Consider the following 26,897-nt stretch of genomic DNA (forward strand, 5'->3'; position numbering starts at 1 on the left):
GCTCATAACCCAGAGGTCGCAGGTTCAAATCCTGTCCCCGCTACTGAAGGCCGAGGGCCGGAACCCGAAAGGGTTCCGGCCCTCGGTGCGTTCACGGTGAGCCCGAGGGCGAAACCCCGGTCACGGTCATGACGAAGCCCCGGCACCATCGGTGCCGGGGCTTCGTGCGTGCTGGTGGGACCTACGCCGCCGCGCAGTTCGGGCAGGTGCCGCGGTAGGTCACCTCGACGTCCGAGACGGTGAAGCCGAAGCGCTCCGAGTCGGGGAGGTCCGCCATCGGGTTGCCCGTCGGGTGGACGTCGCGGATCGCGCCGCACTGGGCGCAGACCAGGTGGTGGTGGGGCGTGTGCGCGTTCGGGTCGTAGCGCTTGGCGCGCTTGTCCGTCGCGACCTCCAGCACCTCACCGAGCGAGACCAGCTCGCCCAGGGTGTTGTAGACCGTCGCCCGGGAGATCTCCGGGAGCCTGCCCACGGCCCTGGCGTGCACCTCGTCGGCCGTCAGATGGACGTGTTCGCCGTCGAGGACCTCGGCCACGACGCGCCGTTGCGCGGTCATGCGCCAGCCGCGACCACGCAGCCGTTCCAGTAGGTCACTCATACAGACCAGCCTAGCAGCTAGGGGGACCAGGTCCCGAACAGGTGTGACTTTGGAGCCGTGCTTGACTTAGACATTGTCCATTGTAGGATCGAGAACGGCATTAGCCAAGGGACAGGTTTTGCAGGATTGGCGCAGGAGGCGTACGTGACTCAGGGACCGCTCACTACGGAAGCCGGTGCACCGGTAGCCGACAACCAGAACAGCGAGACCGCGGGCGTCGGCGGCCCCGTGCTCGTCCAGGACCAGCTCCTGCTGGAGAAGCTGGCCCACTTCAACCGGGAGCGCATCCCGGAGCGCGTCGTGCACGCCCGCGGCGCCGGCGCGTACGGCACCTTCACCGTCACCGCCGACGTCACCCCGTACACCCGCGCGAACTTCCTCTCCGAGGTGGGCAAGGAGACGGAGACCTTCCTCCGCTTCTCCACCGTGGCCGGCAACCTGGGCGCGCCGGACGCCGTCCGGGACCCGCGCGGCTTCGCGCTGAAGTTCTACACCGAGGAGGGCAACTACGACCTCGTCGGCAACAACACCCCGGTGTTCTTCATCAAGGACGCCATCAAGTTCCCCGACTTCATCCACACCCAGAAGCGCGACCCGTACACGGGCTCGACCGAGATGGACAACGTCTGGGACTTCTGGAGCCTGTCGCCGGAGTCGACGCACCAGGTGACCTGGCTCTTCGGTGACCGCGGCATCCCGGCGTCGTACCGCCACATGGACGGCTTCGGCTCGCACACCTACCAGTGGAGCAACGAGGCCGGCGAAGCCTTCTGGGTGAAGTACCACTTCAAGACGGACCAGGGCATCAAGACCCTCACCCAGGCCGAGGCCGACACGCTCGCCGGTGCCGACCCCGACTCGCACCAGCGCGACCTGCGTCAGGCGATCGAGCGGGGCGAGTTCCCGTCCTGGACCGTCGGCGTGCAGATCATGCCCGTCGCCGAGGCGGCGAAGTACCGCTTCAACCCGTTCGACCTGACCAAGGTGTGGCCGCACGCGGACTACCCGGTCATCGAGTTCGGCAAGCTGGAGCTCAACCGCAACCCGGAGAACGTCTTCGCCGAGGTCGAGCAGTCGATCTTCTCCCCGTCGCACTTCGTGCCCGGCATCGGCCCGTCCCCGGACAAGATGCTCCAGGGCCGCCTCTTCGCCTACGGTGACGCCCACCGCTACCGCGTCGGCATCAACGCCGACCACCTCCCGGTGAACCGCCCGCACGCCACCGAGGCGCGCACCAACTCCCGTGACGGCTTCCTGTACGACGGCCGCCACAAGGGCGCGAAGAACTACGAGCCGAACAGCTTCGGGGGCCCGTTCCAGACGGACCGCGCGCTGTGGCAGCCGGTCGCGGTCTCCGGTGTCACCGGCGAGACCGAGGCTCCGTCGCACGCCGAGGACAACGACTTCGTCCAGGCGGGCAACCTCTACCGGCTGATGACGGAGGAGGAGAAGGGGCGGCTGATCGACAACCTGGCCGGTGCCCTCTCCGACGTCTCGCGCGACGACATCGTCGAGCGCGCGGTGAACAACTTCCGTCAGGCCGACGGTGACTTCGGCAAGCGGCTGGAGGCCGCGGTCCAGGCCCTGCGCGGCTGACGTCCAGTACTGGACCGCTTGTCGCGGCGGCGGGCCGGATCCCCGGGGACGGGGGTCCGGCCCGTTTCGTCGTTCTGCCCGTCAGGCCGTCAGGCCGTCACCGCCGGGGCGCCCGGCCGCGAACGCTCCGGCGCCCAGCAGCGGATGATGTCGCGCACCGAGACGATGCCGGCCGGCTCGCCGCCCTCGAGCACGATGAGGTGGCGGAAACCGCCGTGCGCCATCGCCGCGGCCGCCTCCTCCACGGTCCAGGACGGTGCGGCGAAGACGACGTCGGTGGTGGTGTGGGCGTGGGCGCGCTCGGTGTCCGGGTCCTGGCCCTGGCCCACGGAGACCAGGACGTCGCGTTCGGTGAGGATGCCGATGCCGTCGGCGTCCGGGTCGTACACCACGGCCGCGCCGACGCCGCGTGCGGACATCAGGGCGGCGGACTGGCGGAGTGTGTGGGCGGGGCCGATGGTGAGGACTACCTTGCTCATGACTTCGCGGACGAGCATGGGGTGGAGCCACCTCCTGCCGGTGATCCATGAGTTAGTTCATGGATTCACAAGTTCACAAGTGGGGGAACTCTCAGGGTGGCAGGTAAAGCGGGGGTCAACAAGGGGGCGTGGAGGGGGAGTCGGCGGGCGCTCAGTAGCGCTGGTTCAGATAGCCGAGGAGTTCGTCGTGCAGGCGGCCGTTCGATGCCGCCGCGTTGCCGCTGTGCGGGCCGTGGCGGCCGTCGAGGCCGGTGAAGGTGCCGCCGGCCTCCGTGACGATGATGGCGTTCGCGGCCATGTCCCAGAGGGACAGCTCGGGTTCGGCGCAGATGTCCACCGAGCCCTCGGCGACCATCATGTACGGCCAGAAGTCGCCGTACGCGCGCGTGCGCCACACCTCGCGGGTGAGGTCGAGGAAGCCGTCCAGTCGCCCCTGCTCCTCCCAGCCGCTGAGCGACGAGTACGCGAACGAGGCGTCCGGGAGCGTGGACACCTGGGAGACCCGGAGCCTGGAGGCGGAGGTCAGGCTGCGGCCGGTGAACGCGCCGTGGTCCTGCACCGCCCACCAGCGGCGCCCGAGGGCAGGGGCGGAGACCAGTCCCACCACGGGCTGGTAGCCCCCCTCGCCGGCCTCCATGAGCGCGATGAGGGTGGCCCAGACGGGGACGCCCCGGACGTAGTTCTTGGTGCCGTCGATCGGGTCGATCACCCAGCGACGGGTGCCGGCGCCCGTGGTGCCGAACTCCTCGCCCTGCACCGAGTCGCGGGGCCGGGCGCGGGCGAGGTGGCCGCGGATGAGTTCCTCGGCGGCCTTGTCCGCCTCGCTCACCGGGGTCATGTCCGGCTTCGTCTCGACCTTGAGGTCGAGGGCCTTGAAGCGGTCCATCGTCGCCGCGTCGGCGGCGTCGGCGAGCACGTGGGCGAGGCGGAGGTCGTCGAGGTAGTCGGGCATGCGGCAACCGTATAGGCCCGGGACGCGCGGGAGCCACCAGGGGTTTGGCGGGCGTGGCGGATCACGGAGGGGGCGCCGAGGGGGCGGGTGCGCCCCACAGCTGTGCCCGCCCCGGCGCGAGGACCCTTGACAGTGACCCCATACCCGTCAAATCTGGGCACGAAGCCGCTCGGCCCGAGGGAGGCGACGGTGCCCGCAGCCCGGGAGTCCCTGCTCGACGCCGCTTACCAGGCGTTGGCGCGTCGGCCGTGGTCCGCCGTGCGGATGGTGGACGTCGCGGCGGCGGCCGGGGTGTCCCGGCAGACGCTGTACAACGAGTTCGGCAGCAAGGAGGGCCTCGCGCGGGCGCTCGTCCGGCGGGAGGCCGACGGCTATCTCGCCGGCGTGGACCGCGCGCTCGCCGGGCCCAGCGACCCGCGTGAGCGGCTCACCGCGACCGCCGAGTGGATGATGTCCGCCGCCCACGAGAACGCGCTGGTCCGGGCGCTGCTCACCGGCTGCTGGAGCGAGCGGCTGCCCGCACCGGAGCTGACGGCCGTGCCGTCCTCCTCCGCCGCACCGGCCCAGCGCCGGGCCGACGGCCCGCTGCCCTCGCCCGGCGATTTCGTGGCCCTCGTCCGCGACCGTGCCGTGGCCGTCCTGTACGGCGCCGACCCGCTCGCCCCTCCGGACGCCGTCGAGCTGGCCCGCTCCTGCGAACTGGCCGTGCGGCTCGCCCTGTCCTGCGTCGCGGCACCGCCCGGTGAGGGCGGTGTGGCCGACCTCGTGCGCACCGCCCTGCCGCGCCGGTCGATGGCGTAGCGGACGCGGCTCAGTGCGCCGAGCCCGACAACTGGAGCCCGACCACGCCGATGATGACGAAGCTGATCGAGACGATCTTCAGGGTCGAGACCACGTCGCCGAGGAAGACCATGCCGTAGATGGCGGTGCCCGCGGCGCCGATGCCGGTCCACACCGCGTACGCGGGGCCGACGTCGAGCCTCTTCAGTGCCAGCGTCAGCAGGCCGAAACTGCCCAGGGCGAAGGCGCAGAAGGCGACGGTGGGCCAGAGCCGGGTGAAGCCGTGCGACAGCTTCAGGCAGACGGCGAAGCCGGTCTCGAGCAACCCGGCCACTATGACCAGCAGCCACGCCATGTCTTGTCCTCCCGTAGTCCCGTACCGTGACCGTGCTCGGGGTTGGTTCCGGTTTGGTGCGATTATGCACTTGCCGGTGCCACGGCACGGCAAACAACGCGGAGGTCAGTCGCCTTCCTTCCGCTCGCGCGTCGACAGCAGCCGGCGCAGCGAGTACAGCCGTGCCGGGTCGGCGTGGCCCTCGGCGACCCACGCGTCCAGCGCGCAGTCCTGCTCGTCGTGGCTGCACGCGCGGGGGCACCCCTCCGTGCCGGGCACCAGGTCGGGGAAGGCGTTGATGACCCGCGACGGATCGATGTGCGCCAGCCCGAACGACCGTACGCCCGGGGTGTCGACGACCCAGCCGCCCGCCTTGGACGACAGCGGCAGGGCGAGGGCCGAGGTCGTGGTGTGCCGGCCGCGGCCCGTCACCGCGTTCACATGGCCCGTCACCCGGCGGCGGTCCTCCGGCACCAGGGTGTTGACGAGCGTCGTCTTGCCGACACCGGAGTGGCCGACGAAAGCCGTGATCTTCCCGTCCAGGTGCTCGCGCACGAGGCCGGCCGCGGCGCCGTTCTCCAGCTCCTCGCGACTGGTGACGACGTACGGGATGTCCAACGCGCCGTACAGCTCCAGGAGTTCGTCCGGCGGCGCCAGGTCCGACTTGGTCATGACCAGCAGCGGGGTGAGGCCGCCGTCGAACGCCGCGACCAGGCAGCGGTCGATCAGGCGGGGGCGCGGCTCCGGGTCGGCCAGGGCGGTGACGATGGCGAGCTGGTCGGCGTTGGCGACGACCACGCGCTCGTAGGGGTCGTCGTCGTCCGCCGTGCGGCGCAGGACCGAGGTGCGCTCCTCGATGCGGACGATGCGCGCGAGCGTGTCCTTCTTGCCGGTGAGGTCGCCGACCAGTGCCACCCGGTCGCCGACGATCGCCGCCTTGCGGCCCAGTTCCCTGGCCTTCATCGCCATCACGATCCGGTCCTCGACCAGGCAGGTCAGCCGGCCGCGGTCCACGGTGAGGACCAGGCCCTCGGCGGCGTCCTCGTGCTTGGGCCGGATGTGGGTGCGCGGCCGGTTGCCCTTGCGGTTGGGGCGGGAGCGGATGTCGTCCTCGTCGGTGTGCTTGCCGTAGCGGCGCATGGCGAACAGTCCCTACGCCCCGAGCATCCCGGTCCACAGGTCGGGGAAGTCGGGCAGGGTCTTGGCCGTCGTCGCCACGTTCTCGATCCGCACTCCCTCGACCGCGAGACCGAGGATCGCGCCGGCGGTGGCCATGCGGTGGTCCTCGTACGTGTGGAAGACGCCGCCGTGCAGGGGGCGCGGGCGGATGTGCAGACCGTCGGCGGTCTCGGTGACGTCGCCGCCGAGTTCGTTGATCTCCTTGGTGAGCGCGGCCAGGCGGTCCGTCTCGTGCAGCCGCAGGTGCGCCACCCCGCGCAGGGTCGAGGGGGAGTCCGCGAGGGCGGCGACGGCCGCGATGCCCGGGGTCAGCTCGCCGACCTCGCCGAGGTCGACGTCGATGCCGTGAATGGCGCCCGATCCGGTGAAGACCAGTCCGTAGTCGGCCAGTTCGCAGGAACCGCCCATCTCGGTGAAGATCTCCCGCAGCCGGTCGCCGGGCTGGGTGGTCTGGGACGGCCAGTCGGGGATCACGACCTTGCCGCCGGTGACCAGGGCCGCGGCCAGGAACGGCTGGGCGTTGGACAGGTCCGGCTCGACCGTCAGGTCCCGGCCGAGGAGCGCGCCCGGCGTGACCCGCCAGACGTTCGGCTCGCCGCCCGACTCCGGGGTGTCGACCTGGGCGCCCACCGAGCGCAGCATGTCGACGGTCATCCGGATGTGCGGCATGGACGGCAGCGCGGAGCCGGTGTGGCGGACCTCGACGCCCTGGTTGAAGCGCGGGCCGGACAGCAGCAGGGCGCTGACGAACTGCGAGGACGACGACGCGTCGATCTCGACCGGGCCGCCCTCCAGCGCGCCCCCGCCGTGCACGGTCAGCGGCAGCGCGCCGCGCCCGTCGTCGTCGACGCGGGCACCCAGGACGCGCAGCGCGTCGATCACGCCGTGCAGCGGACGCTCGTAGGACCGCGGATCGCCGTCGAAGCGGACGGGACCGTCCACGAGGGTGGCGACCGGCGGCAGGAAGCGCATGACCGTGCCCGCGTTGCCGACGTCGACCGTGGCCGGGCCGCGCAGTCCCGCCGGGATGACCCGCCAGAACTCACCGCTGCCGTCCGGGCCGACGCCCTCCTCGATCTCGACGCCCATCGCGCGCAGCGCCTCGGCCATCAGCAGGGTGTCGCGGGAGCGCAGCGGACGGCGCAGCCAGCCGGGCTCGGAGGCGAGGGCGGCCAGCACCAGGGCGCGGTTGGTGACCGACTTGGACCCGGGCACATGGACGGTCGCGTCGACGGCTCCGCTCGCGTGCGGTGCGGGCCAGAGGGCGGTGTGCGTGGGGTTCGCGGTCATGGGCCCCACTTTAATGGCTGAAGCCGATCGGAGATCTTGATCAAAAGCGGCGAAACCTGACCGAAATCGCGACAGTGCACATGCCGTGCATATATGCGGGCGCGTGTATCCGGGCGCGTGCGGGCGCCCGTGCGTCACAGCTCCAGCAGCCAGCGTCCCCCGCCGACCAGCGAGCACAGCGACACCGCGTGGAACAGGAAGAACCAGACCCCCGCCGGCGCGTGGGTCAGCCGGGCCAGCTGGTCCGCGTCCGAGTCGCCGGCGCCGCCCCGGGCCCGCTTGGCCTGCAGCTCGAAGGCCGGACGCACCCCGCCGAGCAGCAGGAACCAGACCACCGCGTACGCGAACGCCGCCTGCACCTGCGGTCCGGCCAGCCAGGAGACCAGGACGAACGTGCCGCCGGTGAGTACCACCGTCAGCATCCCGTAGGCGTTGCGGACCATCACCAGCAGGGCGACGAGCAGCGCCGTCGCCAGCCACAGCAGCAGCGTGATGCGCCCCGCGGCCAGCAGCGCGGCGCCGCCGAGGCCGAGCAGCGGGGGAGCGGTGTAGCCGGCCACCGCCGTCAGGATCATCCCGACGCCGGTCGGCTTGCCGCGGCTCACCGTCAGGCCGCTGGTGTCCGAGTGCAGGGTGATCCCGGTCAGCGTGCGGCCGGTCAGCAGCGCCACGAGCCCGTGGCCGCCCTCGTGCGCGATGGTGATCGCGTTGCGCGCTATCCGCCACGGCCGGTGCGGCACGACGACGACCAGCGCGGCCACCAGGGCCGCGACCACCACCCACAGGTCGGGATCGGGCTGGGTGCCGGAGACCTCGTCCCACAGAGAGGTGAGCGAGGCCGTTGCGAGGTGGTCCATGTTCGGTGAGGGCTCCTCGTGTGGGCGCGGGGTCTGGCAGTGTGGCACGTATGTGCGGACGGTATGCGGCGAGTCGTCGACCCGAGGATCTCGCGGGAATCTTCGAGATCGAGAAGTGGGAGCCCAAGGAGAGCTTGGAGCCCGACTACAACGTGGCGCCCACCAAGGAGGTCTACGCCGTTCTGGACCGTCCCCTGAAGGACGCCGAGGACCCGGATCCGGTTCGCCAGCTGCGGAAGCTGAAGTGGGGGCTCGTCCCGTCCTGGTCCAAGACGCCCGAGGGCGGGGCCCGGATGATCAACGCCCGCGCGGAGACCGTCCACGAGAAGCCCTCCTACCGGCGCGCCTTCAGCACCAGGCGCTGCATCCTGCCCGCCGACGGCTACTACGAGTGGGTCACCGGCAAGCAGGAGCGGGACCTCGAGGTCGAGGGACGCAAGAAGCGGCCCCGCAAGCAGCCGTACTTCGTGACACCGGCCGACGGGTCCGTGTTCGCCATGGCCGGGCTGTACGAGTTCTGGCGGGACGGGACGCTGCCGGACGACCACCCGCAGGCCTGGTGGGTGACGTGCTCGGTGATCACGACCGAGGCCGAGACCACACCACTGGCGGTCGCCCCGGCCGACGGGCCGCACGCGCTCTCCGACATCCACCCCCGGATGCCCCTGATGCTGACGCCGGACCGCTGGGACGACTGGCTCGACCCGGCGCGCACCGACCCCGACGAGCTGACCTCCCTGCTGGCGCCCCCGCCCGCCGGAATGATGCGGGCGTTCCCGGTCTCCACCGCGGTCAGCAACGTCCGCAACAACGGGCCGGAGCTGCTCAAGGAGCTGGAGGCGCCGGAAGAGGGCACACTCTTCTGACGTGACGCATGTGACGAAGGAGACGCAGGAGAAGCCCGAGGCGGTCGAGGCGGTAGAGACCGACGCCGGACCCGCCCGCATCACCTGGCACCGGGCGAGGAAGCCCCGCCTCGTCCTCGCCGCGAGCCACGGCGCCGGCGGCGGCATCGAGGCACGCGACCTGCGGGCGCTGGCGGCCGCGCTGCCCGCCCACGGAGTGACCGTGGCCCTGGTCGAGCAGCCCTGGCGGGTGGCCGGAAAGAAGCTGGCGCCCGCGCCGAAGACCCTCGACACCGGCTGGCGCGGCATCTGGCCCGCGCTGGCCGCACCGGGACTGCCCGTGATCTCGGGCGGCCGCAGCGCCGGCGCCCGCGTCGCCTGCCGCACCGCCCGCGAACTGGGCGCCCACGCCGTCCTCGCCCTGAGCTTCCCCCTGCACCCGCCGGGCAAGCCCGAGAAGTCCCGCGCCGACGAACTGCTCGGGGCCGGTGTCCCCACCCTCGTCGTACAGGGCGGCAACGACCCCTTCGGCAGGCCGGCGGAGTTCCCCGAGGCTCCCGAGGGGACGTACGACCTCGTCGAGGTGCCCTACGGCGACCACGGCTTCGCCGTGCCCAAGCGGGCGGAGATCACGCAGGAGGCGGCCCTGGAGCTGATCACCGAGGGGGTCGCGAAGTGGGTCGGCTCACTCGGGTGAACGCCTGGGAATGACCGGCGTGCGCCCACTGTTGTGGCGGACGTACGTTGCTGAGAATCAGCACCGACGCCGTACGAGAGGAAGTCCGCCGCATGGGTTCAGCCTTCTGCCCGAGTCGCAGCAGCCGCGCCGACCTGGACTGGACGGTGCTGCACGCGGCGAAGACCGCCCCTATTCGGGCGGCGGGCGGACCGGATCGTCGTCTATCCTCCGATTCGAGTGGGGCCGGTCTCGGTTTCACGACGTCACTGGAGGAGGTGGGTCCGGTCACTGGGACCGACGCAGGGACCGAACACGGCCAGGCGGAGCAGCCCGAGGGCCGGGGCACGAGCGCGGAGTCGACCGCCGAGCGCAGCGCGCGCTTCGAGCGGGACGCGCTGGAGTTCCTCGACCAGATGTACTCGGCCGCGCTGCGCATGACGCGTAATCCGGCCGACGCCGAGGACCTGGTGCAGGAGACCTACGCCAAGGCGTACGCGTCCTTCCACCAGTTCCGCGAGGGCACCAACCTCAAGGCGTGGCTGTACCGCATCCTCACCAACACCTTCATCAACTCGTACCGCAAGAAGCAGCGCGAGCCCCAGCGCAGCGCGGCCGAGGAGATCGAGGACTGGCAGCTCGCGCGTGCCGAGTCGCACATGTCGACCGGTCTGCGCTCCGCCGAGTCGCAGGCGCTGGACCACCTGCCCGACTCGGACGTGAAGCAGGCGCTCCAGGCCATCCCCGAGGAGTTCCGCATCGCCGTCTATCTGGCGGATGTCGAGGGGTTTGCCTACAAGGAGATCGCCGACATCATGGGGACACCCATCGGTACGGTGATGTCCCGGCTGCACCGTGGACGCCGTCAGCTGCGCGGCATGCTGGAGGACTACGCCCGCGACCGCGGCCTGGTCCCGGCCGGCGCCGGAGAGTCGAACGAAGCGAAAGGCTCGGGGTCATGAGCTGCGGAGAGCCGCACGAGACGGATTGCAGCGAAATCCTCGATCATCTCTACGAGTTCCTCGACAAGGAGATGCCGGACTCGGACTGCGTGAAGTTCGAGCACCACTTCGAGGAGTGCTCGCCCTGCCTGGAGAAGTACGGGCTGGAGCAGGCCGTGAAGAAGCTGGTCAAGCGCTGCTGCGGACAGGACGACGTGCCGGGTGACCTGCGCGCCAAGGTCATGGGCAGGCTCGACCTGATCCGGTCGGGACAGTCCGTGCCCGAGCACGATGTCACGGCCGCACCGCCGACTCCCCAGGAGTCCTGAGCCCTCCCCGGGTCACTCGTACGTGCTAATCCGCGGGTTATCTGTCCGCGGCCTCCCCACCGCCGCCCTAGGCTCCGGAGCCTGACAGGCGTGGTCGGGGGAGGGGCTCATGGACGCGGTACCGGCGCGGGCGCGCGTGTACGTCGCCGGTGTCGTCGTGGCCGCACTGCTCTGCCTGCGGCCGCTGCCCGCGATACCCGCCCCCTGGTGGGCGGTGCTGCTCCTCGCCGGGCTGTACGCGGGCTCCGAGCTGGTCGCGCGGTCCCGCTCCGTCGGTACCTGCTACCCCGTCCTGCTCGCCGGTGCCTTCCTGCTCCCGCCGTCCGCCGCGGCGCTCGTCGCACTGCCGGGAGCCCTGCTGTCCCCGGTGCCCAGGCGGCCCTTCGCGCTGCGGCGTGTCTGGCGGGCCGCGCAGCTGACGCTCGCCGTCTGGGCCGCCGCGTACGTCCACGGGCGGCTCGGCGGGCGGGACGCGCTCGTCGAGCCCGACTTCCCGTACGCGCTCGTGCTGGCCGGGGCCGCGGTACTGGCGTTCTGCCTGGTGCTCGCCCTGCTGGACGGCGGCATCCTGACCCTCGCCGACCACGTGCCGGCGAGCCGGGCGTGGCGGGGGCTGTTCCCCAGGACGCTCGGGCCGGTCGCCGTGCACGGGCTCGCCGGGCTGATGATGGCCGTCCTGTGGCGCAGCCCGTACGGTCCGGTGGCCGCGCTGCTCGTGCTGCTGCCGATGTGTGTCGCGTGGTGGGCGTTCGCCCAGTACCACCGGGAGCGGGCCGCGCACCAGGCGACCATCCGCGCGCTGGTGCAGGCCGTCGACATCAAGGACGGCTACACCCGCGGACACAGTGAGCGCGTCGGCCGGGCCACCATGATGATCGCCCGCGAGCTGGGCATGGACGACGAGCGGGTCGAGACGCTCCGCTTCGCCGGCATCCTGCACGACGTGGGCAAGCTCGGCGTGCCCACCCGGCTGCTGCGCAAGGAGGGGGCGCTGACGCCCGAGGAGCGGCGGGTGATCGAACTGCACCCGGAGTACGGGCACGAGATGGTGCGCGGCATCCGCTTCCTGGGGGAGGCCCGGGCCGCCGTCCTCCACCACCACGAACGGCTGGACGGCAGCGGCTACCCCTACGGCCTCGTCGGCGACCGCATCCCCGAGTCGGCCCGCGTGGTGGCCGTCGCCGACGCCTTCGACGCGATGACCTCCACCCGCTCCTACCGCAGGGCCCGCCCCGTCGCCGCGGCGGTGGAGGAGCTCCAACGGTGTGCGGGCAGACAGTTCGACCCCCGGATGGTGGGCGCACTGGTCCGCGCCCTGGGGCGGCACGGCTGGCACCCGTCGGTCACGGCCGACGGCACCCCCGCACTCCCGACGGCCGCGGCGATCCCCGGCCGGTCCCGCGGCGCGGGCGCGCGCGACAGCGTCGGGAGGCGTGCCGTATGAGCGAGCCCCGGCCGCGGGACCGGCCTCCTCTGGTCCCCCGGCTACGGGGTCGGTCTCCTCTGGTCCCCCGGCTACGGGGGCGGTCTCCTCTGGTCCCCCGGCTACGGGGTCGGCCTCCGCTGACCCCCCGCCTCATCCGCGCCGCCGCCGGACTCGTCGCCGTGCTCTGCCTCACCTCCGTGCTGTGGTCGGGGCTCGTCCACCGGCCCGTCGCGCTCGCCTTCGGTGTGCTGGTCGCCCTCGGTGAGCTGACCCGCCGCGCCGACGCCGAGGCCCGGGAGGCAGCACCGCTCGGCGCCGCCGGGGCACTGGCGTACGCGCTGCTCGGGGAGGTCGCCGGGCGGCCCGCCCCGCACGGCGTCGCCCAGACCGTCACCGTCGTCCTCGCCGCCTCGCTGGCCGGCAGCGTGCCCTACGTAGCCCGCGGCAGCGGGCCCGTCCTCGACCACCTGGCGCGGCGCGTGCTCACCGTCGCCTTCGCCGCCGTGTGCTTCCAGCCGCTCTCCGGCCAGGGCACCTTCCGCGACTGGGGCGGCCCCGCGTACGCGCTGCTGCTGATCGCGCTGCTCGCCCTGACCACGCTGTGCGACGCCGTGCTCGCCGCGGCGCCCGCGCACGCGCGCACCGGCTGGCCCTTCGGCCCGCTGCTGCGCGAGGAGCTGCGCGGCATGGTCGGGATCACCTCCGCGGTGTGCGCGACCGGGGTGGTGATGGCGCTCGCGGTGGGCGTCGCCGGCCTCTGGGCGCTCCCCGTCTTCTGCGTGCCGCTGCTGCTCGCCCAGCTGTCCTACCGCCGGTACGCGGCCGTCCGGGCCACCTACCGGCAGACCATCGCGTCCCTGGCCAGAGCCACCGAGATCGCCGGATACACCCCGGCCGGGCACGCGCGCCGCGTCGCCGAGCTGAGCGGGGCCGTGGGGCGCGACCTGGGGCTGTCGGGGGCCGAGCTGACCGTGCTGGAGTACGCGGCCCTGATGCACGACATCGGCCAGCTCAGCCTGGTCGACCCGGTCCCGGCGGGTGCCACCGCCGGCCTGCCCGCCCCGGAACAGCGGCGGATCGCGCTGCTCGGCGGCGCCGTGGTCCGCCAGACCGGCGTCGACCCGGCCGTCGCGGTGGTCGTGGAGCGCCAGGCCGACCCCTGCCGGGAGCAGCCGCCGGCCGCGCGGATCGTACGGGTCGTGAACGCCTACGAGGAGAAGGCGCAGGACGCCGGTCCCGGCGGCGGTCTCACGGCCCTGGAGGAGCTGCGCCTGGCCACCGCTGACGACTACGCTCCGGACGTGGTGGAAGCACTGGCCCGAGTGCTTTCGCGAGGCAGTCTTACCTCGCCCTCGGCTGGGTAACCCATGGGTAATGAGCGCCTCTACAGCCGTACGTGGTTTGATGCGCAGGAAAGGGTGTCCGGGGGCGCGAAAGGCACAGCCAGCCCACAGAACGGAACTGGCAGGCGGGAATCGTGAGGATCTTCGGCAAGGCACGGCACCGGCCCTCCGCCTCCTGGCGGCAGGCCACCGACCGCGCGTTCACGCTGATCGGCGACGGTCGCTACGAGGACGCGGGGGCGCTGCTGACGCGGGCCGCCGACCTGGAACCCTGGCTGTCGGAGTCGTGGTTCAACCTCGCCCTGCTGCACAAGTTCCGGCACGACTGGGAGCAGGCCAGAGCGGCCGGGCTGCGGGCCGTCGCGCTCCTCGACCGGGACACCGGCGCCCCCGACTGGTGGAACGTCGGCATCGCGGCGACCGCTCTGCAGGACTGGCCGCTGGCCCGCCGGGCCTGGCAGGCGTACGGGCTGCGCACCCCCGGGGACGCGACGGACGCCGGTGAGCCGCTCGGCATGGAACTCGGCAGCGCGGCCGTACGGCTGTCCCCGGAGGGGGAGGCCGAGGTCGTGTGGGGGCGGCGCCTGGACCCCGCCCGCGTGGAGGTGCTGTCCATTCCGCTGCCGTCCTCCGGGCGGCGCTGGGGCGAGGTCGTCCTGCACGACGGGGTGCCGCACGGAGAGCGGTCCACCGCGGCCGGGCACTCCTACCCCGTCTTCGACGAGATCGAGCTGTGGGCGCCGTCGCCCGTGCCCACCTGGGTCGTCCTCCTGGAGGCGGCCACCGAGTCCGACCGGGACGCGCTGGAGCAGCTGGCGGCCGACGCCGGGTTCGCCGCCGAGGACTGGTCGTCCTCGGTCCGGCTGCTGTGCCGGATGTGCTCGGAGTCACGGATGCCGTCCGACGAGGGCGAGGGCGAGCACCTCGACCCGCACGACCACAGCGAACCGGGACATCCCGGGCCCCTCGGGCACCGTACGGACGGGCAGCTGTGGGTGCCGGAGCGGGAGTGCGGGGTGGCTGCGCCGGCTGCGTTGGTGAGGGGGTTGTTGGACGGGTGGGTTGCCGATAGTCCTGATTCTCGGGATTGGCGGGATCTGGAAGAGGTCTGCTGAGGTCGTTCCTTCGTCGTCCGTCCGTTGTGGCTGGTCGCGCAGTTCCCCGCGCCCCTGTCGGGGCGCGTCACCGTACCCTGTATCAAGCATTCAGCCAGGTTCATCCAGGAAGGCATACGTCGGTCATGGCCCAGCAGGACACCGATCAGCAGCACGTGGGCGTGCTCCCCGTGGACGACGAGGGGTTCGTCGTCGACACCGAGGACTGCGAGGAGCGCGAGGCGGCCTGGCGTGAGCGGGGCGCCTCGCGTCCGATCACGGTGGTCGGCAATCCGGTGCTGCACACGGAGTGCGCGGACGTCACCGACTTCGGCGAGGAGTTCCAGCAGCTGGTGGCGGACATGTTCGCCAGCCAGCGCACCGCCGAGGGCGTGGGCCTGGCCGCCAACCAGATCGGCGTCTCCCAGAAGGTCTTCGTCTACGACTGCCCCGACGACGAGGGCCTCCGCCACGTCGGCGTGGTCTGCAACCCGGTCCTCGTCGAACTGCCCGCCGACCGGCGCCGCCTCGACGACAGCAACGAGGGCTGCCTGTCCGTGCCGACCGCCTACGCGCCGCTGGCCCGCCCCGACTACGCCGAGGTGACCGGGCAGGACGAGAAGGGCAACCCGGTCAAGGTGCGCGGCACCGGCTACTTCGCACGGTGTTTGCAGCACGAGACGGACCATCTGTACGGGTACCTGTACATCGACCGGCTCTCCAAGCGTGAACGCAAGGACGCGCTGCGGCAGATGGCCGAGAACGAGCCGCGTTACCCCGTGGTCGCGAACGACTGACACCGCCCCACCAGTCACACATCTCCCTTGCGCACGGCGCCTGTTCGGGTCTCACCCGGGTGGGCGCCGTTCGTCTGTCGAAACCTGCCACACAACAGGAGAATTCCGGCATCAGGGGTAGTGAATGGAGCAAATCCGTTCCCAGAACGGTCAGTTGTGGTGCTGAATGGGAAGTGCGGGGATACGCAACGGCGCACGCCCCGCTCAGCGAGAGGGGTGCGCCACCGGCGGCTGAGAGGGGTTTGTTCGTGCATGCTTTCCCACACGGCACCACAGCGACACCGACCGCGATCGCAGTACCGCCATCGCTCCGTCTCCCGGTGATCGAGGCGGCATTTCCCCGGCAACTGCACCCGTATTGGCCGAAGCTCCAGGAGAAGACGCGTACCTGGCTGCTCGAAAAACGGCTCATGCCGGCGGACAAGGTCGAGGAATATGCCGACGGCCTGTGCTACACGGACCTCATGGCGGGGTACTACCTGGGCGCCCCCGAGCCGGTCCTGCAGGCGATAGCGGACTACAGCGCGTGGTTCTTCGTCTGGGACGACCGGCACGACCGGGACATCGTCCACGGCCGGGCCGGCGCCTGGCGGCGACTGCGCGACCTGCTGCACACGGCACTCGACTCACCCGGGGAACACCTGCACCACGAGGACACCCTGGTGGCCGGGTTCGCCGACAGCGTGCGGCGCCTGTACGCCTTCCTGCCGACGACCTGGAACGCCCGGTTCGCCCGGCACTTCCACGCGGTGATCGAGGCGTACGACCGGGAATTCCACAACCGCACCCGCGGAATCGTGCCCGGAGTCGAGGAGTATCTCGAACTGCGCCGGCTCACCTTCGCCCACTGGATCTGGACCGACCTGCTGGAGCCGAGCGCGGGCTGCGAACTGCCGGACGCGGTACGGAAACACCCGGCATATCGCAGGGCGGCGCTGCTGAGTCAGGAATTCGCCGCCTGGTACAACGACCTCTGCTCCCTGCCCAAGGAAATCGCGGGCGACGAGGTCCACAATCTCGGCATCAGTCTCATCACACATGAGGGACTCACCCTGGAAGAAGCCATCGTAGAAGTCAGGCGACGCGTCGAGGAATCCATCACCGAATTCCTCGCGGTGGAGCAGGACGCGTTACGTTTCGCCGACGGACTCGCCGACGGAACCGTACGCGGAAAGGAACTGAGCGGGGCCGTGCGGGCCAACGTCGGCAATATGCGGAACTGGTTCAGTTCCGTGTACTGGTTCCATCACGAGTCCGGCCGGTACATGGTCGACAGCTGGGACGACCGGTCCACACCCCCGTACGTCAACAACGAAGCGGCAGGTGAGAAATGACCGTCGAGTCCGTCAACCCCGAGACCCGCGAGGAAGTGGCGCCGGACCTGCGCGAGCCGCCCTTCGCGGGTGGCGGCGTACCGCTGCTCGGCCACGGATGGCGGCTGGCCCGCGACCCGCTGGCCTACATGTCCCAGCTGCGCGACCACGGCGACATCGTGCGCATCAAGCTGGGTCCGAAGACCGTCTACGCGGTCACCGCCCCCGAACTCACCGGGGCCCTCGCGCTGAGCCCCGACTACCACATAGCCGGTCCGCTGTGGGAGTCGCTGGAGGGCCTGCTCGGCAAGGAGGGCGTGGCGACCGCCAACGGCCCACTCCACCGGCGTCAGCGGCGCACCATCCAGCCGGCCTTCAAACTCGACGCCATCCCCGCGTACGGGCCGATCATGGAGGAGGAGGCGCACGCGCTCGCCGAGCGCTGGCGGCCGGGCCGGACCGTCGACGCGACCTCCGAGTCCTTCCGGGTGGCGGTGCGCGTCGCGGCCCGCTGCCTGCTGCGCGGGCAGTACATGGACGAGCGCGCCGAGCGGCTGTGCGTCGCCCTCGCGACCGTCTTCCGGGGCATGTACCGGCGCATGGTCGTCCCGCTCGGACCGCTCTACCGGCTGCCCCTTCCGGCCAACCGCAAATTCAACAACGCGTTGGCCGATCTGCATCTGCTGGTGGACGAGATCATCGCCGAGCGCCGCGCATCCGGTCAAAAGCCGGACGATTTGCTCACGGCATTGCTGGAGGCGAAGGACGACAATGGCGACCCGATCGGGGAACAGGAGATCCACGACCAGGTCGTCGCGATACTCACCCCGGGCAGTGAAACCATCGCCTCCACGATCATGTGGTTGCTGCAGGCACTTGCCGACCACCCGGAACATGCCGACCGCATACGCGACGAAGTCGAAGCGGTGACCGGCGGACGCCCCGTGGCATTCGGGGACGTCCGCAAGCTCACGCACACCGGCAATGTCATCGTGGAAGCCATGCGTTTGCGCCCGGCCGTATGGGTATTGACCCGGCGCTCGGTGGCCGAGACCGAACTCGGTGGCTATCGCATTCCGGCCGGTTCGGACATCATCTACAGTCCGTACGCAATCCAGCGCGATGCGAAGTCGTACGCCGACAACCTGGAGTTCGACCCGGACCGCTGGCTTCCGGAGCGGGCGCGGAATGTGCCGAAATACGCCATGAAGCCGTTCAGCGTGGGCAATCGCAAGTGCCCCAGCGACCACTTCTCCATGGCACAGCTGACGCTGATCACGGCCGCGCTCGCCACGAAGTACCGCTTCGAGCAGGTGGCGGGCTCGAACGACGCCGTCCGGGTCGGCATCACCCTGCGCCCGCACGACCTGCTGGTCAGGCCCGTGGCACGGTGACGCTCAGGCGGCGGCCTCCGGGCCCCGGAAGGTGCGCCGGTAGGCGTGCGGGGTGGTGTCCAGGGCCCTGACGAACTGGTGCCTGAGGGCCGCCGCCGTACCGAAACCGGTGCGCCAGGCGATCGTGTCCATCGTCTCGTCCGTCGCCTCAAGCAGCCGCTGGGCCAGCAGCACGCGCTGGCGCAGGATCCAGCGGTAGGGAGTCGTGCCCGTCTCCTGCTGGAAGCGGCGGGCGAAGGTGCGCGGGGACATGTGCGCCCGGGCCGCGAGCTGCTCGACGGTGACCTCCTCGTCGAGGTGCTGCTCCATCCAGGCCAGCACCTCGCCGACGGTGTCGCAGGAGGAGCGCGGCAGCGGGCGTTCGATGTACTGCGCCTGTCCGCCGTCCCGGTGCGGCGGCACCACCATGCGCCGGGCGATCCGGTTGGCGACCTCAGGTCCCTGTTCCTTGCGCACGATGTGCAGGCAGGCGTCGATCCCGGCCGCGGTGCCGGCGGAGGTGATCACCGGGTCCTCGTCGACGTAGAGCACGTCGGGCGCGACGACGGCCCGCGGGTACTGGCGGCTCAGCTCGGCCGCGTGGTGCCAGTGCACCGCGCACCGCCGTCCGTCCAGCAGCCCGGCGGCGCCCAGCACGAAGACCCCGGAACACACGCTCAGGACGCGTGTGCCCCGGTCCACCGCCTGCCGCAGGGCGTCAAGCAGCTCGGGCGGGTACTCCCGGCGCACGAAGTCGCTCCCGGCCGGCACGGCGATCAGGTCCGCCTCGTCCAGCCGGTCGAGACCGTACGGCGTGGAGACGGTCAGTCCGCCGACATGGGTGCCGAGCGCGGGGCCCTCCGCGGAGACCACCGCGAAGTCGTACCCCGGCAGGCCCTCGTCGCTCCGGTCGATGCCGAAGACCTCGCAGACCACGCCGAGTTCGAAGGGATGCACACCGTCGAGCAGCACGGCGGCCACGTTTTCGAGCATGCCCCCAGTGTGCCCCGGAAGTGGCAGGAAATCGAGGCCCTACGGCAGTCCTGCCACTCCCGGTAAGGAGCATCCGGCGCGACAGTGGTGTCATGAACGGAAACCAGATCGAAGCCCTGATCGGAATGCTCGTGACCTTCGGACTCCTGGTCCTCATGGTCCTCCCCTCGGTGATCGGCATCGTGCGCGACCGGCGCGTCGACCGTCAGCTCAGGGAGGCCCAGGAGGGGAGGAGGGGAGAGGAGGTGACTCAGAAGTCCTCGTCCAGGTCGACGGTGCCCTCCACCGCCACCTGGTACGCCGAGGGACGCCGCTCGAAGAAGTTGGTCAGCTCCTGAACACCCTGCAGCTCCATGAAGGAGAAGGGGTTCTCCGAGCCGTACACGGGGGCGAAGCCCAGGCGCGTCAGGCGCTGGTCGGCGACGCACTCCAGGTACTCCCGCATCGAGTCGGTGTTCATGCCCGGGAGGCCGTCACCGCACAGGTCGCGCGCGAACTGCAGCTCGGCCTCGACGGCCTCCCGCAGCATGTCGGTGACCTGCTGCTCGAGCCGCTCGTCGAACAGCTCCGGCTCCTCCTTGCGCACGGTGTCGACCACGTCGAAGGCGAAGGACATGTGCATCGTCTCGTCCCGGAACACCCAGTTGGTGCCGGTGGCCAGACCGTGCAGCAGACCCCGGCTGCGGAACCAGTAGACGTACGCGAAGGCGCCGTAGAAGAACAGGCCCTCGATGCAGGCGGCGAAGCAGATGAGGTTCAGCAGGAAACGGCGGCGGTCGGCCTGGCTCTCCAGGCGGTCGATCGACTCGACCGAGTCCATCCACCGGAAGCAGAACTCCGCCTTCTCGCGGATGGACGGGATGTTCTCCACGGCCGCGAAGGCCGCGTTGCGGTCCTCCGGGTCGGGCAGGTAGGTGTCCAGCAGCGTCAGATAGAACTGGACGTGGACGGCCTCCTCGAACAGTTGCCGCGACAGGTACAGGCGCGCCTCGGGGGAGTTGATGTGCTTGTAGAGGGTCAGCACCAGGTTGTTCGCCACGATCGAGTCACCGGTGGCGAAGAAGGCCACCAGCCGCCCGATCAGGTGCTGCTCCTCGGGGCTGAGCTTCGCGAGGTCGGCGACGTCCGAGTGGAGGTCGACCTCCTCCACGTGCCAGGTGTTCTTGATGGCGTCCCGGTAGCGCTCGTAGAAGTCCGGGTAGCGCATGGGGCGCAGGGTCAGCTCGAAGCCCGGGTCGAGCAGGTTCTTGGTGGTGTCGCTCATTACTGGCAGGCCTCGCAGGACTCGGGGTTCTCAAGGGAGCAGGCGACCGCTTCGGGGTCGGGGGTGGCCTGGGCGGGGACGGTGGCCCGGCCGGCGGCGCGGGCGATCCGGGTCGCCGGGCGCGAACGCAGGTAGTACGTGGTCTTCAGGCCCTGCTTCCAGGCGTACGCGTACATCGAGGAGAGCTTCCCGATGGTCGGCGTCTCCAGGAACAGGTTCAGCGACTGGGCCTGGTCGAGGTACGGGGTGCGGGCGGCGGCCATGTCGATCAGGCCGCGCTGCGGGATCTCCCAGGCGGTGCGGTACAGCGCGCGGACGTCCGCGGGGATCCAGGTGAACTCCTGGACCGAGCCGTTGGCCTCGCGCAGCGCCTCGCGGGTGCGGGCGTCCCACACGCCGAGCCGCTTGAGCTCGTCCACCAGGTACGAGTTGACCTGGAGGAACTCGCCGGACAGCGTCTCGCGCTTGAACAGGTTGGACACCTGCGGCTCGATGCACTCGTAGACGCCCGCGATGGAGGCGATGGTGGCGGTCGGCGCGATGGCGAGCAGCAGGGAGTTGCGCAGCCCGGTGGAGGCCATGCGCTCGCGCAGCGCCGCCCAGCGCTCCGGCCAGGTGGTCTCGACGCCGTAGTGGTCGGGGTGCAGCACGCCCCGGGCGGTACGGGTCTTCTCCCAGGCAGGCAGCGGGCCGTTGCGCTCGGCGAGGTCGGTGGACGTCTCGTACGCGGCGAGCATGATCCGCTCGGCGATGCGGGTGGACAGGGCCCTCGCCTCGGGCGAGTCGAAGGGCAGGCGCAGCTGGAAGAAGACGTCCTGGAGGCCCATCGCACCCAGGCCCACCGGGCGCCAGCGGGCGTTGGAGCGGCCCGCCTGCTCGGTCGGGTAGAAGTTGATGTCGACGACCCGGTCCAGGAAGGTGACGGCCGTGCGGACGGTGGCGTCCAGCCGCTCCCAGTCGATGTCGCCCTTGGCCACGTCGACGAAGGCGCCGAGGTTGACCGAGCCCAGGTTGCAGACCGCCGTCTCGCCGTCGTCCGTGACCTCCAGGATCTCCGTGCAGAGGTTGGAGGAGTGGATGACGTTGCCCGGCTCGGCCGTCTGGTTGGCGGTGCGGTTGGCGGTGTCCTTGAAGGTCATCCAGCCGTTGCCGGTCTGCGCGAGGGTGCGCATCATGCGGCCGTACAGCTCACGGGCGGGCAGGGTCCTGCGGGCGAGCCCGGCCGCCTCGGCCTTGCGGTAGGCCGCGTCGAACTCCGCGCCGTACAGGTCGGTCAGCTCGGGCACGTCGGCGGGCGAGAACAGCGACCACTGGCCGTCGGCGTCCACGCGGCGCATGAACTCGTCCGGGATCCAGTGCGCCAGGTTGAGGTTGTGCGTGCGGCGGGCGTCCTCGCCGGTGTTGTCCCGCAGCTCCAGGAACTCCTCGATGTCCGCGTGCCAGGTCTCCAGGTAGACCGCCGCCGCGCCCTTGCGCCGGCCGCCCTGGTTCACGGCCGCCACCGAGGCGTCCAGCGTCTTCAGGAACGGGACGATGCCGTTGGAGTGCCCGTTGGTGCCTCGGATCAGCGAACCCCGGGAGCGGACGCGGGAGTAGGCGATGCCGATGCCGCCGGCGTGCTTGGAGAGCCGGGCGACCTGGTGGAGGCGGTCGTAGAGGGAGTCCAGCTCGTCCTTGGGGGAGTCGAGGAGGTAGCAGGACGACATCTGGGCGTGCCGGGTGCCCGAGTTGAACAGGGTGGGGGAGGAGGGCAGGTAGTCGAGGCGGCTCATCAGGCCGTAGAGGGCGGAGACCTCTTCCACGGAGTGGGCGCCCGTCTCTGAATTGGACACAGTGTCCTCGGCGAGGCCGGCGGCCACCCGCAGCATGAAGTGCTGGGGCGTCTCGACGACCTTGCGGGTGATCGGGTGCCGCAGCAGGTAGCGGCTGTGCAGGGTGCGCAGCCCGAAGTAGCCGAAGCGGTCGTCGGCGGCCCGGTCGATCGTCGCGTCCAGCCGGTCCGCGTGCAGCCGTACGAACTCGGCGGTGCGGTCGGCGATCAGGCCCTCGCGGTGGCCGGTGGCGACCGACTCGGTGAAGGACGTGACGCCCTGGGAGGCGGCCTCCGCGCGGATGCCGATGGTCAGCAGCCGGGCGGCAAGGCGGGAGTAGACCGGGTCCTCGGAGATGAGACCGGCGGCCGCCTCCGTGGCCAGCTCGCGCAGCTCGGCCTCGTCCGCGTGGGCGGACCGGCCGCGCAGCGCGGCGGCGGCGACCCGGCCGGGGTCGGCGTCGGGGAGGTCGGCGGTCAGAGCGGTCAGGGTCCGCAGCAGGGCGGCACCGGGTCCGTCGGACTCCTCGGTCACCGGCATCGCTGAAGTCGTCACCGGGGTCGCTGTGGCCGGATCGGCTGGCGCGATGGTCACGTGGGGGCACTCCCTCGCTCGGCACGGGGCCTGGCGGAGGGCAGGGGGCAGCACACGAGCGCACGCGGCGTCGCGTCCACCGGCCCACTCCACGAGGCCCGGACGTCATGGCACCCGGGCCGGGAGGCCGGGGCGCACTGTCGGCAGGTCCTCGGACTGAGGCACGCGTGCACGTACGTCCGAGAACGTACGGATACACGCATGTACACCGTTGCGGGACAGTTCCGGATTCACACCGGATTCCCCTGCGGCGACAGCGAGCACGAGCATACATCTTGTGCCGGGCTCCGCCAGCACCCCCAGATGTTGTGTCCGCCAGTGTGTCGGGGTGGTGTCAGAGCGTCAGTTCATAGGTGAGGAGAGTGATGTCGTCCAGCTCCGGCAGGGGGTTCCAGTCGCGGTCCGGTGTGCGGGTGAAGCCCAGGCGCGCGTAGAGGCGGTGGGCGGTGCGCATGGTGCCCTGGGTGGACAGCACGACGCGTGTGCAGCCCTCCACGGACCGGGCGCGGTCGACGCAGGCCCGTACGAGCGCCTCGCCGGCCCCGCGTCCGCGTGCCTCGCGGGCGACGGCGAGCATGCGTATCTCGGCCTCACCGGGCCGGGCGATGTCCGCCATGGGCCCGCCGGAGGGGACGAAGGTCACGCCGCCGAGCACTCCGCCGTCCGCCGCGGCGACCAGCACCTCGGCGGCCGCCGCCCGCTTGGCCACGGCGCGCAGCTCGTGGAGGTACGCGTCGTCCTCCCCGAAGTCGAGGAGGCCGTCGCGCAGGTAGGCCTGTGCGGTGATCTCACCGAGGGTGTCGTACTCCTCGGCCGCCGCCCGCCGGATCACGAAGTCCATGCCGCCGAGTGTGCCCGACGGGTACGACAACGGGCCGCCGGATTTCTCCGACGGCCCGCTGACGAGGAAGGCCCTAGTGCGAGGTGCCCGCCGTGGCCGGCGGCAGTTCGACCTCGACGCCCGGGTCGCCCGCGTCCGCCGTGTAGTCGCTCGGCTTGGTCTCGTCGACGCCGTCGGGTGCCTTGACCGCCCGCAGGACGAAGGTCAGGACCACGGTGACCACGATGTTCAGCACGAAGGCGGTGAGACCGATGTAGCCGATCTCGCCGATGCCGGGGATCTCGTCGGAGGAGCCGCCGAAGTGCTTCTGCGTCGGCGAGGCCACACCGTACGCGGCGACCGTGCCGTAGATCATGCCGACCGCCCAGCCGCCGAGCAGCGCCCAGCGGTGGAACCAGCGGGTGAACAGGCCGCCGACCAGCGCCGGGAAGGTCTGCAGGATCCAGATGCCGCCGAGCAGCTGGAAGTTGATCGCGACCGTCTTGTCCATGCCCAGGACGAAGACCAGCGCACCCACCTTCACCAGCAGCGACACCAGCTTGGAGACCTTGGTCTCCTGGGCCGGGGTGGCGTCCGGCTTGATGAAGTCCTTGTAGATGTTGCGGGTGAAGAGGTTCGCCGCCGCGATCGACATGATCGCCGCCGGCACCAGCGCGCCGATGCCGATCGCCGCGAAGGCCACGCCCGCGAACCAGTCCGGGAACATGTTCTCGAACAGCTGCGGGATCGCCAGCTGCCCGTTCTCCACCTTGACGCCCGCCGCGATCGCCATGAAGCCCAGCAGCGCGAGCAGGCCCAGCATCAGCGAGTACAGCGGCAGGATCGTGGTGTTGCGCCGGATCACCTCACGGCTGCGCGAGGACAGCGTGGCGGTGATCGAGTGCGGGTACATGAACAGCGCCAGCGCCGAACCGAGGGCCAGGGTGGCGTACGTCCACTGGCCGCCGTGGTCCGGCACCAGCCCGCCCTTGCCCGACTCGGTGAACTTGTCGCCCGCCGCGGCGAAGATGTCGTCGAACCCGCCGAGCTTGATCGGGATGTAGATGATCGCCACCGCGATCACGATGTAGATCAGCGTGTCCTTCACGAACGCGATCAGCGCGGGCGCGCGCAGACCCGACGAGTAGGTGTACGCGGCCAGCACACCGAAGGCGATCAGCAGCGGCAGGTCCTTGATGAACCAGTTGGTGTCCTCGCCGCCGCCGACGCCCATCACGTCGAGCACGGCCTGGATGCCGACCAGCTGGAGCGCGATGTACGGCATCGTGGCCAGGATGCCGGTGACGGCGACCGCCAGCGACAGCCCCTTCGAGCCGAACCGGCCGCGCACGAAGTCCGAGGTCGTCACGTACCCGTGCTTGTGGGAGACCGACCACAGGCGCGGCAGGAAGGTGAAGATCAGCGGGTAGACCAGGATCGTGTACGGCACCGCGAAGAAGCCCGCCGCGCCCGCCGCGTAGATCGCCGCCGGGACCGCCACGAAGGTGTACGCGGTGTACAGGTCGCCGCCGAGCAGGAACCAGGTGACCCAGGTGCCGAACGAGCGGCCGCCGAGGCCCCACTCGTCGAGGCTCTGCTCGTTCGCGGCCCGGCGCCAGCGGGCGGCCAGGAAGCCCATGGCGGTGACGAGGATGAAGAAGAAGATGAAGACGCCGAGCGCGACGCCGTTCACGCCGTCGTTCACTTGGCCCCGCCTTTCCGGCGGGCGCGCTGGTCACGCTGCCACAGCTGGTACGCGATCACCGTGAGGACGGTGGAGATGAGCACCCACGCCATTTGGTACCAGTAGAAGAACGGTATGCCGATGAAGACCGGGTCCGTCTTCGCGTACGAACCGACCCAGAGCATGGCGACGAACGGTGCGACTAGGCAGAGGCCGATGATGACGCGCACAGGCGTCACCACCGGGCCTCTGCTCACTTCCGGGGCTTGTGACATGCGGTGGCTCCGTCCCCTCGCTGATCACCTCGTGCAGTGCGCACGAAATGTAGGTGACGGCGTCAAGACAGCGGAAGCCCTCGTCCGCATATCGGTCCTCAACTGCAACTTCGCGGTCGGGAGCGGTATGTTTTGCCCGGTTTGCGCTAGTCCTGGGGGCGCTTCAGGCGGGCCACGAACTTGTAGCGGTCGCCCCGGTACACCGAGCGCACCCATTCCACCGGCTGGCCGGTGCGGTCCTGGGAGTGCCGGGAGAGCATCAGCATCGGCAGGCCCACGTCGGTGCCGAGCAGGCCGGCCTCGCGCGGGGTGGCCAGCGAGGTCTCGATGGTCTCCTCGGCCTCGGCGAGATGGACGTCGTACACCTCGGCGAGCGCGGTGTACAGGGACGTGTACTTCACCAGGGACCGGCGCAGCGCGGGGAAGCGCTTCGCCGACAGGTGGGTGGTCTCGATGGCCATCGGCTCGCCGTTGGCCATCCGCAGCCGCTCGATGCGCAGCACCCGTCCGCCGGCCGTGATGTCCAGCAGTCCGGCGAGCCGGTCGTCGGCGGTGATGTAGCCGATGTCCAGCAGCTGCGAGGTGGGTTCGAGGCCCTGGGCGCGCATGTCCTCGGTGTAGGAGGTGAGTTGCAGCGCCTGCGACACCTTGGGCTTGGCGACGAAGGTGCCCTTGCCCTGGATGCGTTCCAGGCGGCCCTCCACCACCAGCTCCTGGAGGGCCTGGCGCACGGTGGTGCGCGAGGTGTCGAACTCGGCGGCCAGCGTGCGCTCCGGCGGGACCGGCGTGCCCGGTGTCTGTGTCCGGGTCATGTCGAGCAGATGCTTCTTCAGACGGTAGTACTTGGGCACGCGCGCGGTACGGACGGTCGCCCCACCCTCGTTCTCCGCACTGCTGACGTCGGTGCTCATGCTCTGCCTTCCCGGCTCCGGGTGCCGAAGTGACCGGCATTCCTGTCGGTCACGGCTCACATCGTGGCACGGCTTCGTGCCGGGATGGCCCCGCACGCTCCGTGATCCCTTCTGTATACCCCCGGGACCCCCCTTGGTCTAGTCCACAGCGGGGTCGGACGTCGCTGGTACGCGCGTTCGGGGCCGTACCGGCACGTCGTTCGGCGGGTGGTGGTACACCCGGTCCCGGTCCGCCCGATCTGGGGCTTGCGCAATGAAAGGTCCCTGCATATCTCGGTCGCATCACGGACCCGGGGAGCGTGGTTGAACACCCTTGACAGCCCTATTGGTCTGGGCCAAGCTC

General features: G+C 70.7%; 27 protein-coding genes and 1 riboswitch. Of the genes, 13 read left to right on the forward strand and 14 right to left on the reverse strand.

Annotated elements, in window-relative coordinates:
- Positions 1–181: 181 nt before the first annotated feature.
- Entirely contained in the window at positions 182–598 is a 417-nt protein-coding gene (locus ACFC1X_RS25610) for a Fur family transcriptional regulator (protein WP_125491922.1), read from the reverse strand.
- A gap of 144 nt (positions 599–742) precedes the next feature.
- Here ACFC1X_RS25610 and ACFC1X_RS25615 point away from each other — a divergent pair, with 144 nt between their 5' ends.
- On the forward strand, positions 743–2,194 hold the full coding sequence (locus ACFC1X_RS25615; protein ID WP_376357339.1) for a catalase: 1,452 nt from the start codon (positions 743–745) through the stop codon (positions 2,192–2,194).
- 89 nt (positions 2,195–2,283) lie between these two features.
- Here the strand turns inward: ACFC1X_RS25615 and ACFC1X_RS25620 are convergent, their stop codons facing one another.
- On the reverse strand, positions 2,284–2,691 hold the full coding sequence (locus ACFC1X_RS25620) for a cyclic nucleotide-binding/CBS domain-containing protein (RefSeq protein WP_161329940.1): 408 nt from the start codon (positions 2,689–2,691) through the stop codon (positions 2,284–2,286).
- Between the two features lie 133 nt (positions 2,692–2,824).
- Complete coding sequence (hisN, locus tag ACFC1X_RS25625) at positions 2,825–3,625, reverse strand: histidinol-phosphatase (RefSeq protein ID WP_376357342.1); 801 nt, start codon at positions 3,623–3,625, stop codon at positions 2,825–2,827.
- A gap of 189 nt (positions 3,626–3,814) precedes the next feature.
- Here hisN and ACFC1X_RS25630 point away from each other — a divergent pair, with 189 nt between their 5' ends.
- On the forward strand, positions 3,815–4,426 hold the full coding sequence (locus tag ACFC1X_RS25630) for a TetR/AcrR family transcriptional regulator (protein WP_307015034.1): 612 nt from the start codon (positions 3,815–3,817) through the stop codon (positions 4,424–4,426).
- Between the two features lie 10 nt (positions 4,427–4,436).
- On the opposite strand, the gene ACFC1X_RS25635 is transcribed toward ACFC1X_RS25630, so the two are convergent.
- The 4 genes from ACFC1X_RS25635 to ACFC1X_RS25650 form a co-directional block, all read right to left on the reverse strand.
- Positions 4,437–4,760, reverse strand: coding sequence for a DMT family transporter (locus ACFC1X_RS25635; RefSeq protein ID WP_376357344.1), 324 nt, complete (start codon positions 4,758–4,760; stop codon positions 4,437–4,439).
- Positions 4,761–4,865: 105 nt separating this feature from the next.
- Complete coding sequence (gene rsgA / locus ACFC1X_RS25640; RefSeq protein ID WP_376357346.1) at positions 4,866–5,879, reverse strand: ribosome small subunit-dependent GTPase A; 1,014 nt, start codon at positions 5,877–5,879, stop codon at positions 4,866–4,868.
- Between the two features lie 12 nt (positions 5,880–5,891).
- Positions 5,892–7,208 carry a 3-phosphoshikimate 1-carboxyvinyltransferase gene (gene aroA, locus ACFC1X_RS25645; RefSeq protein WP_376357348.1) on the reverse strand — a complete coding sequence of 439 codons (1,317 nt, stop codon included), beginning with the start codon at positions 7,206–7,208 and terminating at the stop codon, positions 5,892–5,894.
- Between the two features lie 134 nt (positions 7,209–7,342).
- Positions 7,343–8,065 (reverse strand): M50 family metallopeptidase, encoded by a 723-nt coding sequence (locus tag ACFC1X_RS25650; RefSeq protein ID WP_376357350.1) that lies wholly within the window; start codon positions 8,063–8,065, stop codon positions 7,343–7,345.
- A gap of 50 nt (positions 8,066–8,115) precedes the next feature.
- On the opposite strand from ACFC1X_RS25650, the gene ACFC1X_RS25655 reads away from it, so the two are divergent.
- The 10 genes from ACFC1X_RS25655 (at position 8,116) to ACFC1X_RS25700 (ending at position 18,223) form a co-directional block, all read left to right on the forward strand.
- Entirely contained in the window at positions 8,116–8,931 is an 816-nt protein-coding gene (locus ACFC1X_RS25655; RefSeq protein WP_376357352.1) for an SOS response-associated peptidase, read from the forward strand.
- 1 nt (position 8,932) lies between these two features.
- Positions 8,933–9,607 (forward strand): alpha/beta family hydrolase, encoded by a 675-nt coding sequence (locus ACFC1X_RS25660; protein WP_376357354.1) that lies wholly within the window; start codon positions 8,933–8,935, stop codon positions 9,605–9,607.
- Positions 9,608–9,864: 257 nt separating this feature from the next.
- Positions 9,865–10,548, forward strand: coding sequence for an RNA polymerase sigma factor SigR (sigR, locus tag ACFC1X_RS25665; protein ID WP_234955406.1), 684 nt, complete (start codon positions 9,865–9,867; stop codon positions 10,546–10,548).
- The gene (rsrA, locus tag ACFC1X_RS25670; protein WP_125491929.1) at positions 10,545–10,856 is read left to right on the forward strand and encodes a mycothiol system anti-sigma-R factor; all 312 of its coding nucleotides are present in this window, start codon (positions 10,545–10,547) and stop codon (positions 10,854–10,856) included. Before sigR ends, rsrA begins: the two co-directional genes overlap by 4 nt.
- Before the next feature lie 109 nt (positions 10,857–10,965).
- On the forward strand, positions 10,966–12,300 hold the full coding sequence (locus tag ACFC1X_RS25675) for an HD-GYP domain-containing protein (protein WP_376357356.1): 1,335 nt from the start codon (positions 10,966–10,968) through the stop codon (positions 12,298–12,300).
- A gap of 29 nt (positions 12,301–12,329) precedes the next feature.
- Positions 12,330–13,646 (forward strand): HD-GYP domain-containing protein, encoded by a 1,317-nt coding sequence (locus ACFC1X_RS25680; protein WP_376357546.1) that lies wholly within the window; start codon positions 12,330–12,332, stop codon positions 13,644–13,646.
- Positions 13,647–13,759: 113 nt separating this feature from the next.
- Positions 13,760–14,740 carry a hypothetical protein gene (locus ACFC1X_RS25685; RefSeq protein WP_161329950.1) on the forward strand — a complete coding sequence of 327 codons (981 nt, stop codon included), beginning with the start codon at positions 13,760–13,762 and terminating at the stop codon, positions 14,738–14,740.
- Between the two features lie 125 nt (positions 14,741–14,865).
- Positions 14,866–15,516, forward strand: a complete 651-nt coding sequence (gene def / locus ACFC1X_RS25690) for a peptide deformylase (RefSeq protein ID WP_376357358.1) — start codon at positions 14,866–14,868, stop codon at positions 15,514–15,516.
- A 248-nt stretch (positions 15,517–15,764) separates the two neighbouring features.
- On the forward strand, positions 15,765–16,850 hold the full coding sequence (gene cyc1 / locus ACFC1X_RS25695; RefSeq protein WP_376357360.1) for an epi-isozizaene synthase: 1,086 nt from the start codon (positions 15,765–15,767) through the stop codon (positions 16,848–16,850).
- Complete coding sequence (locus tag ACFC1X_RS25700) at positions 16,847–18,223, forward strand: cytochrome P450 (protein WP_376357362.1); 1,377 nt, start codon at positions 16,847–16,849, stop codon at positions 18,221–18,223. The genes cyc1 and ACFC1X_RS25700 overlap by 4 nt, the downstream gene beginning before the upstream one ends.
- A gap of 3 nt (positions 18,224–18,226) precedes the next feature.
- Here ACFC1X_RS25700 and ACFC1X_RS25705 read toward each other — a convergent pair whose 3' ends face one another.
- Complete coding sequence (locus tag ACFC1X_RS25705) at positions 18,227–19,195, reverse strand: GlxA family transcriptional regulator (RefSeq protein ID WP_376357364.1); 969 nt, start codon at positions 19,193–19,195, stop codon at positions 18,227–18,229.
- Between the two features lie 92 nt (positions 19,196–19,287).
- Here ACFC1X_RS25705 and ACFC1X_RS25710 point away from each other — a divergent pair, with 92 nt between their 5' ends.
- Entirely contained in the window at positions 19,288–19,533 is a 246-nt protein-coding gene (locus ACFC1X_RS25710) for a hypothetical protein (RefSeq protein ID WP_376357366.1), read from the forward strand.
- On the opposite strand, the gene ACFC1X_RS25715 is transcribed toward ACFC1X_RS25710, so the two are convergent.
- The 6 genes from ACFC1X_RS25715 to ACFC1X_RS25740 all read right to left on the reverse strand — a co-directional run bounded on the left by ACFC1X_RS25715 (position 19,446) and on the right by ACFC1X_RS25740 (position 26,554).
- Positions 19,446–20,459, reverse strand: coding sequence for a ribonucleotide-diphosphate reductase subunit beta (locus ACFC1X_RS25715; protein ID WP_376357368.1), 1,014 nt, complete (start codon positions 20,457–20,459; stop codon positions 19,446–19,448). The genes ACFC1X_RS25710 and ACFC1X_RS25715 overlap by 88 nt on opposite strands.
- The gene (locus ACFC1X_RS25720) at positions 20,459–22,864 is read right to left on the reverse strand and encodes a ribonucleoside-diphosphate reductase subunit alpha (protein ID WP_376357369.1); all 2,406 of its coding nucleotides are present in this window, start codon (positions 22,862–22,864) and stop codon (positions 20,459–20,461) included. Before ACFC1X_RS25720 ends, ACFC1X_RS25715 begins: the two co-directional genes overlap by 1 nt.
- 124 nt (positions 22,865–22,988) lie before the next feature.
- A riboswitch (cobalamin riboswitch) is annotated at positions 22,989–23,151 on the reverse strand.
- A 47-nt stretch (positions 23,152–23,198) separates the two neighbouring features.
- Complete coding sequence (locus ACFC1X_RS25725; RefSeq protein ID WP_376357371.1) at positions 23,199–23,705, reverse strand: GNAT family N-acetyltransferase; 507 nt, start codon at positions 23,703–23,705, stop codon at positions 23,199–23,201.
- A gap of 73 nt (positions 23,706–23,778) precedes the next feature.
- A complete protein-coding gene (gene mctP, locus ACFC1X_RS25730; RefSeq protein WP_376357373.1) occupies positions 23,779–25,389 on the reverse strand; it encodes a monocarboxylate uptake permease MctP in 1,611 nt (536 codons plus the stop codon).
- Positions 25,386–25,643, reverse strand: a complete 258-nt coding sequence (locus ACFC1X_RS25735) for a DUF3311 domain-containing protein (protein ID WP_376357375.1) — start codon at positions 25,641–25,643, stop codon at positions 25,386–25,388. Before ACFC1X_RS25735 ends, mctP begins: the two co-directional genes overlap by 4 nt.
- Before the next feature lie 146 nt (positions 25,644–25,789).
- Positions 25,790–26,554, reverse strand: coding sequence for a GntR family transcriptional regulator (locus ACFC1X_RS25740; RefSeq protein ID WP_003973740.1), 765 nt, complete (start codon positions 26,552–26,554; stop codon positions 25,790–25,792).
- Positions 26,555–26,897: the final 343 nt, after the last annotated feature.

The organism is Streptomyces sp. NPDC056128, from assembly GCF_042263835.1.
Taxonomy (GTDB): Bacteria; Actinomycetota; Actinomycetes; order Streptomycetales; family Streptomycetaceae; genus Streptomyces.

Bases quoted from the DNA above. Each gene is read 5' to 3' on its own strand.
- ACFC1X_RS25610 (WP_125491922.1), bottom strand. From the start codon at position 598: ATGAGTGACCTACTGGAACGGCTGCGTGGTCGCGGCTGGCGCATGACC.
- ACFC1X_RS25620 (WP_161329940.1), bottom strand. From the start codon at position 2,691: ATGCTCGTCCGCGAAGTCATGAGCAAGGTAGTCCTCACCATCGGCCCC.
- hisN (WP_376357342.1), bottom strand. From the start codon at position 3,625: ATGCCCGACTACCTCGACGACCTCCGCCTCGCCCACGTGCTCGCCGAC.
- ACFC1X_RS25635 (WP_376357344.1), bottom strand. From the start codon at position 4,760: ATGGCGTGGCTGCTGGTCATAGTGGCCGGGTTGCTCGAGACCGGCTTC.
- rsgA (WP_376357346.1), bottom strand. From the start codon at position 5,879: ATGCGCCGCTACGGCAAGCACACCGACGAGGACGACATCCGCTCCCGC.
- aroA (WP_376357348.1), bottom strand. From the start codon at position 7,208: ATGACCGCGAACCCCACGCACACCGCCCTCTGGCCCGCACCGCACGCG.
- ACFC1X_RS25650 (WP_376357350.1), bottom strand. From the start codon at position 8,065: ATGGACCACCTCGCAACGGCCTCGCTCACCTCTCTGTGGGACGAGGTC.
- ACFC1X_RS25655 (WP_376357352.1), top strand. From the start codon at position 8,116: ATGTGCGGACGGTATGCGGCGAGTCGTCGACCCGAGGATCTCGCGGGA.
- rsrA (WP_125491929.1), top strand. From the start codon at position 10,545: ATGAGCTGCGGAGAGCCGCACGAGACGGATTGCAGCGAAATCCTCGAT.
- ACFC1X_RS25675 (WP_376357356.1), top strand. From the start codon at position 10,966: ATGGACGCGGTACCGGCGCGGGCGCGCGTGTACGTCGCCGGTGTCGTC.
- def (WP_376357358.1), top strand. From the start codon at position 14,866: ATGGCCCAGCAGGACACCGATCAGCAGCACGTGGGCGTGCTCCCCGTG.
- ACFC1X_RS25700 (WP_376357362.1), top strand. From the start codon at position 16,847: ATGACCGTCGAGTCCGTCAACCCCGAGACCCGCGAGGAAGTGGCGCCG.
- ACFC1X_RS25705 (WP_376357364.1), bottom strand. From the start codon at position 19,195: ATGCTCGAAAACGTGGCCGCCGTGCTGCTCGACGGTGTGCATCCCTTC.
- ACFC1X_RS25710 (WP_376357366.1), top strand. From the start codon at position 19,288: ATGAACGGAAACCAGATCGAAGCCCTGATCGGAATGCTCGTGACCTTC.
- ACFC1X_RS25715 (WP_376357368.1), bottom strand. From the start codon at position 20,459: ATGAGCGACACCACCAAGAACCTGCTCGACCCGGGCTTCGAGCTGACC.
- ACFC1X_RS25725 (WP_376357371.1), bottom strand. From the start codon at position 23,705: ATGGACTTCGTGATCCGGCGGGCGGCGGCCGAGGAGTACGACACCCTC.
- ACFC1X_RS25735 (WP_376357375.1), bottom strand. From the start codon at position 25,643: ATGTCACAAGCCCCGGAAGTGAGCAGAGGCCCGGTGGTGACGCCTGTG.
- ACFC1X_RS25740 (WP_003973740.1), bottom strand. From the start codon at position 26,554: ATGAGCACCGACGTCAGCAGTGCGGAGAACGAGGGTGGGGCGACCGTC.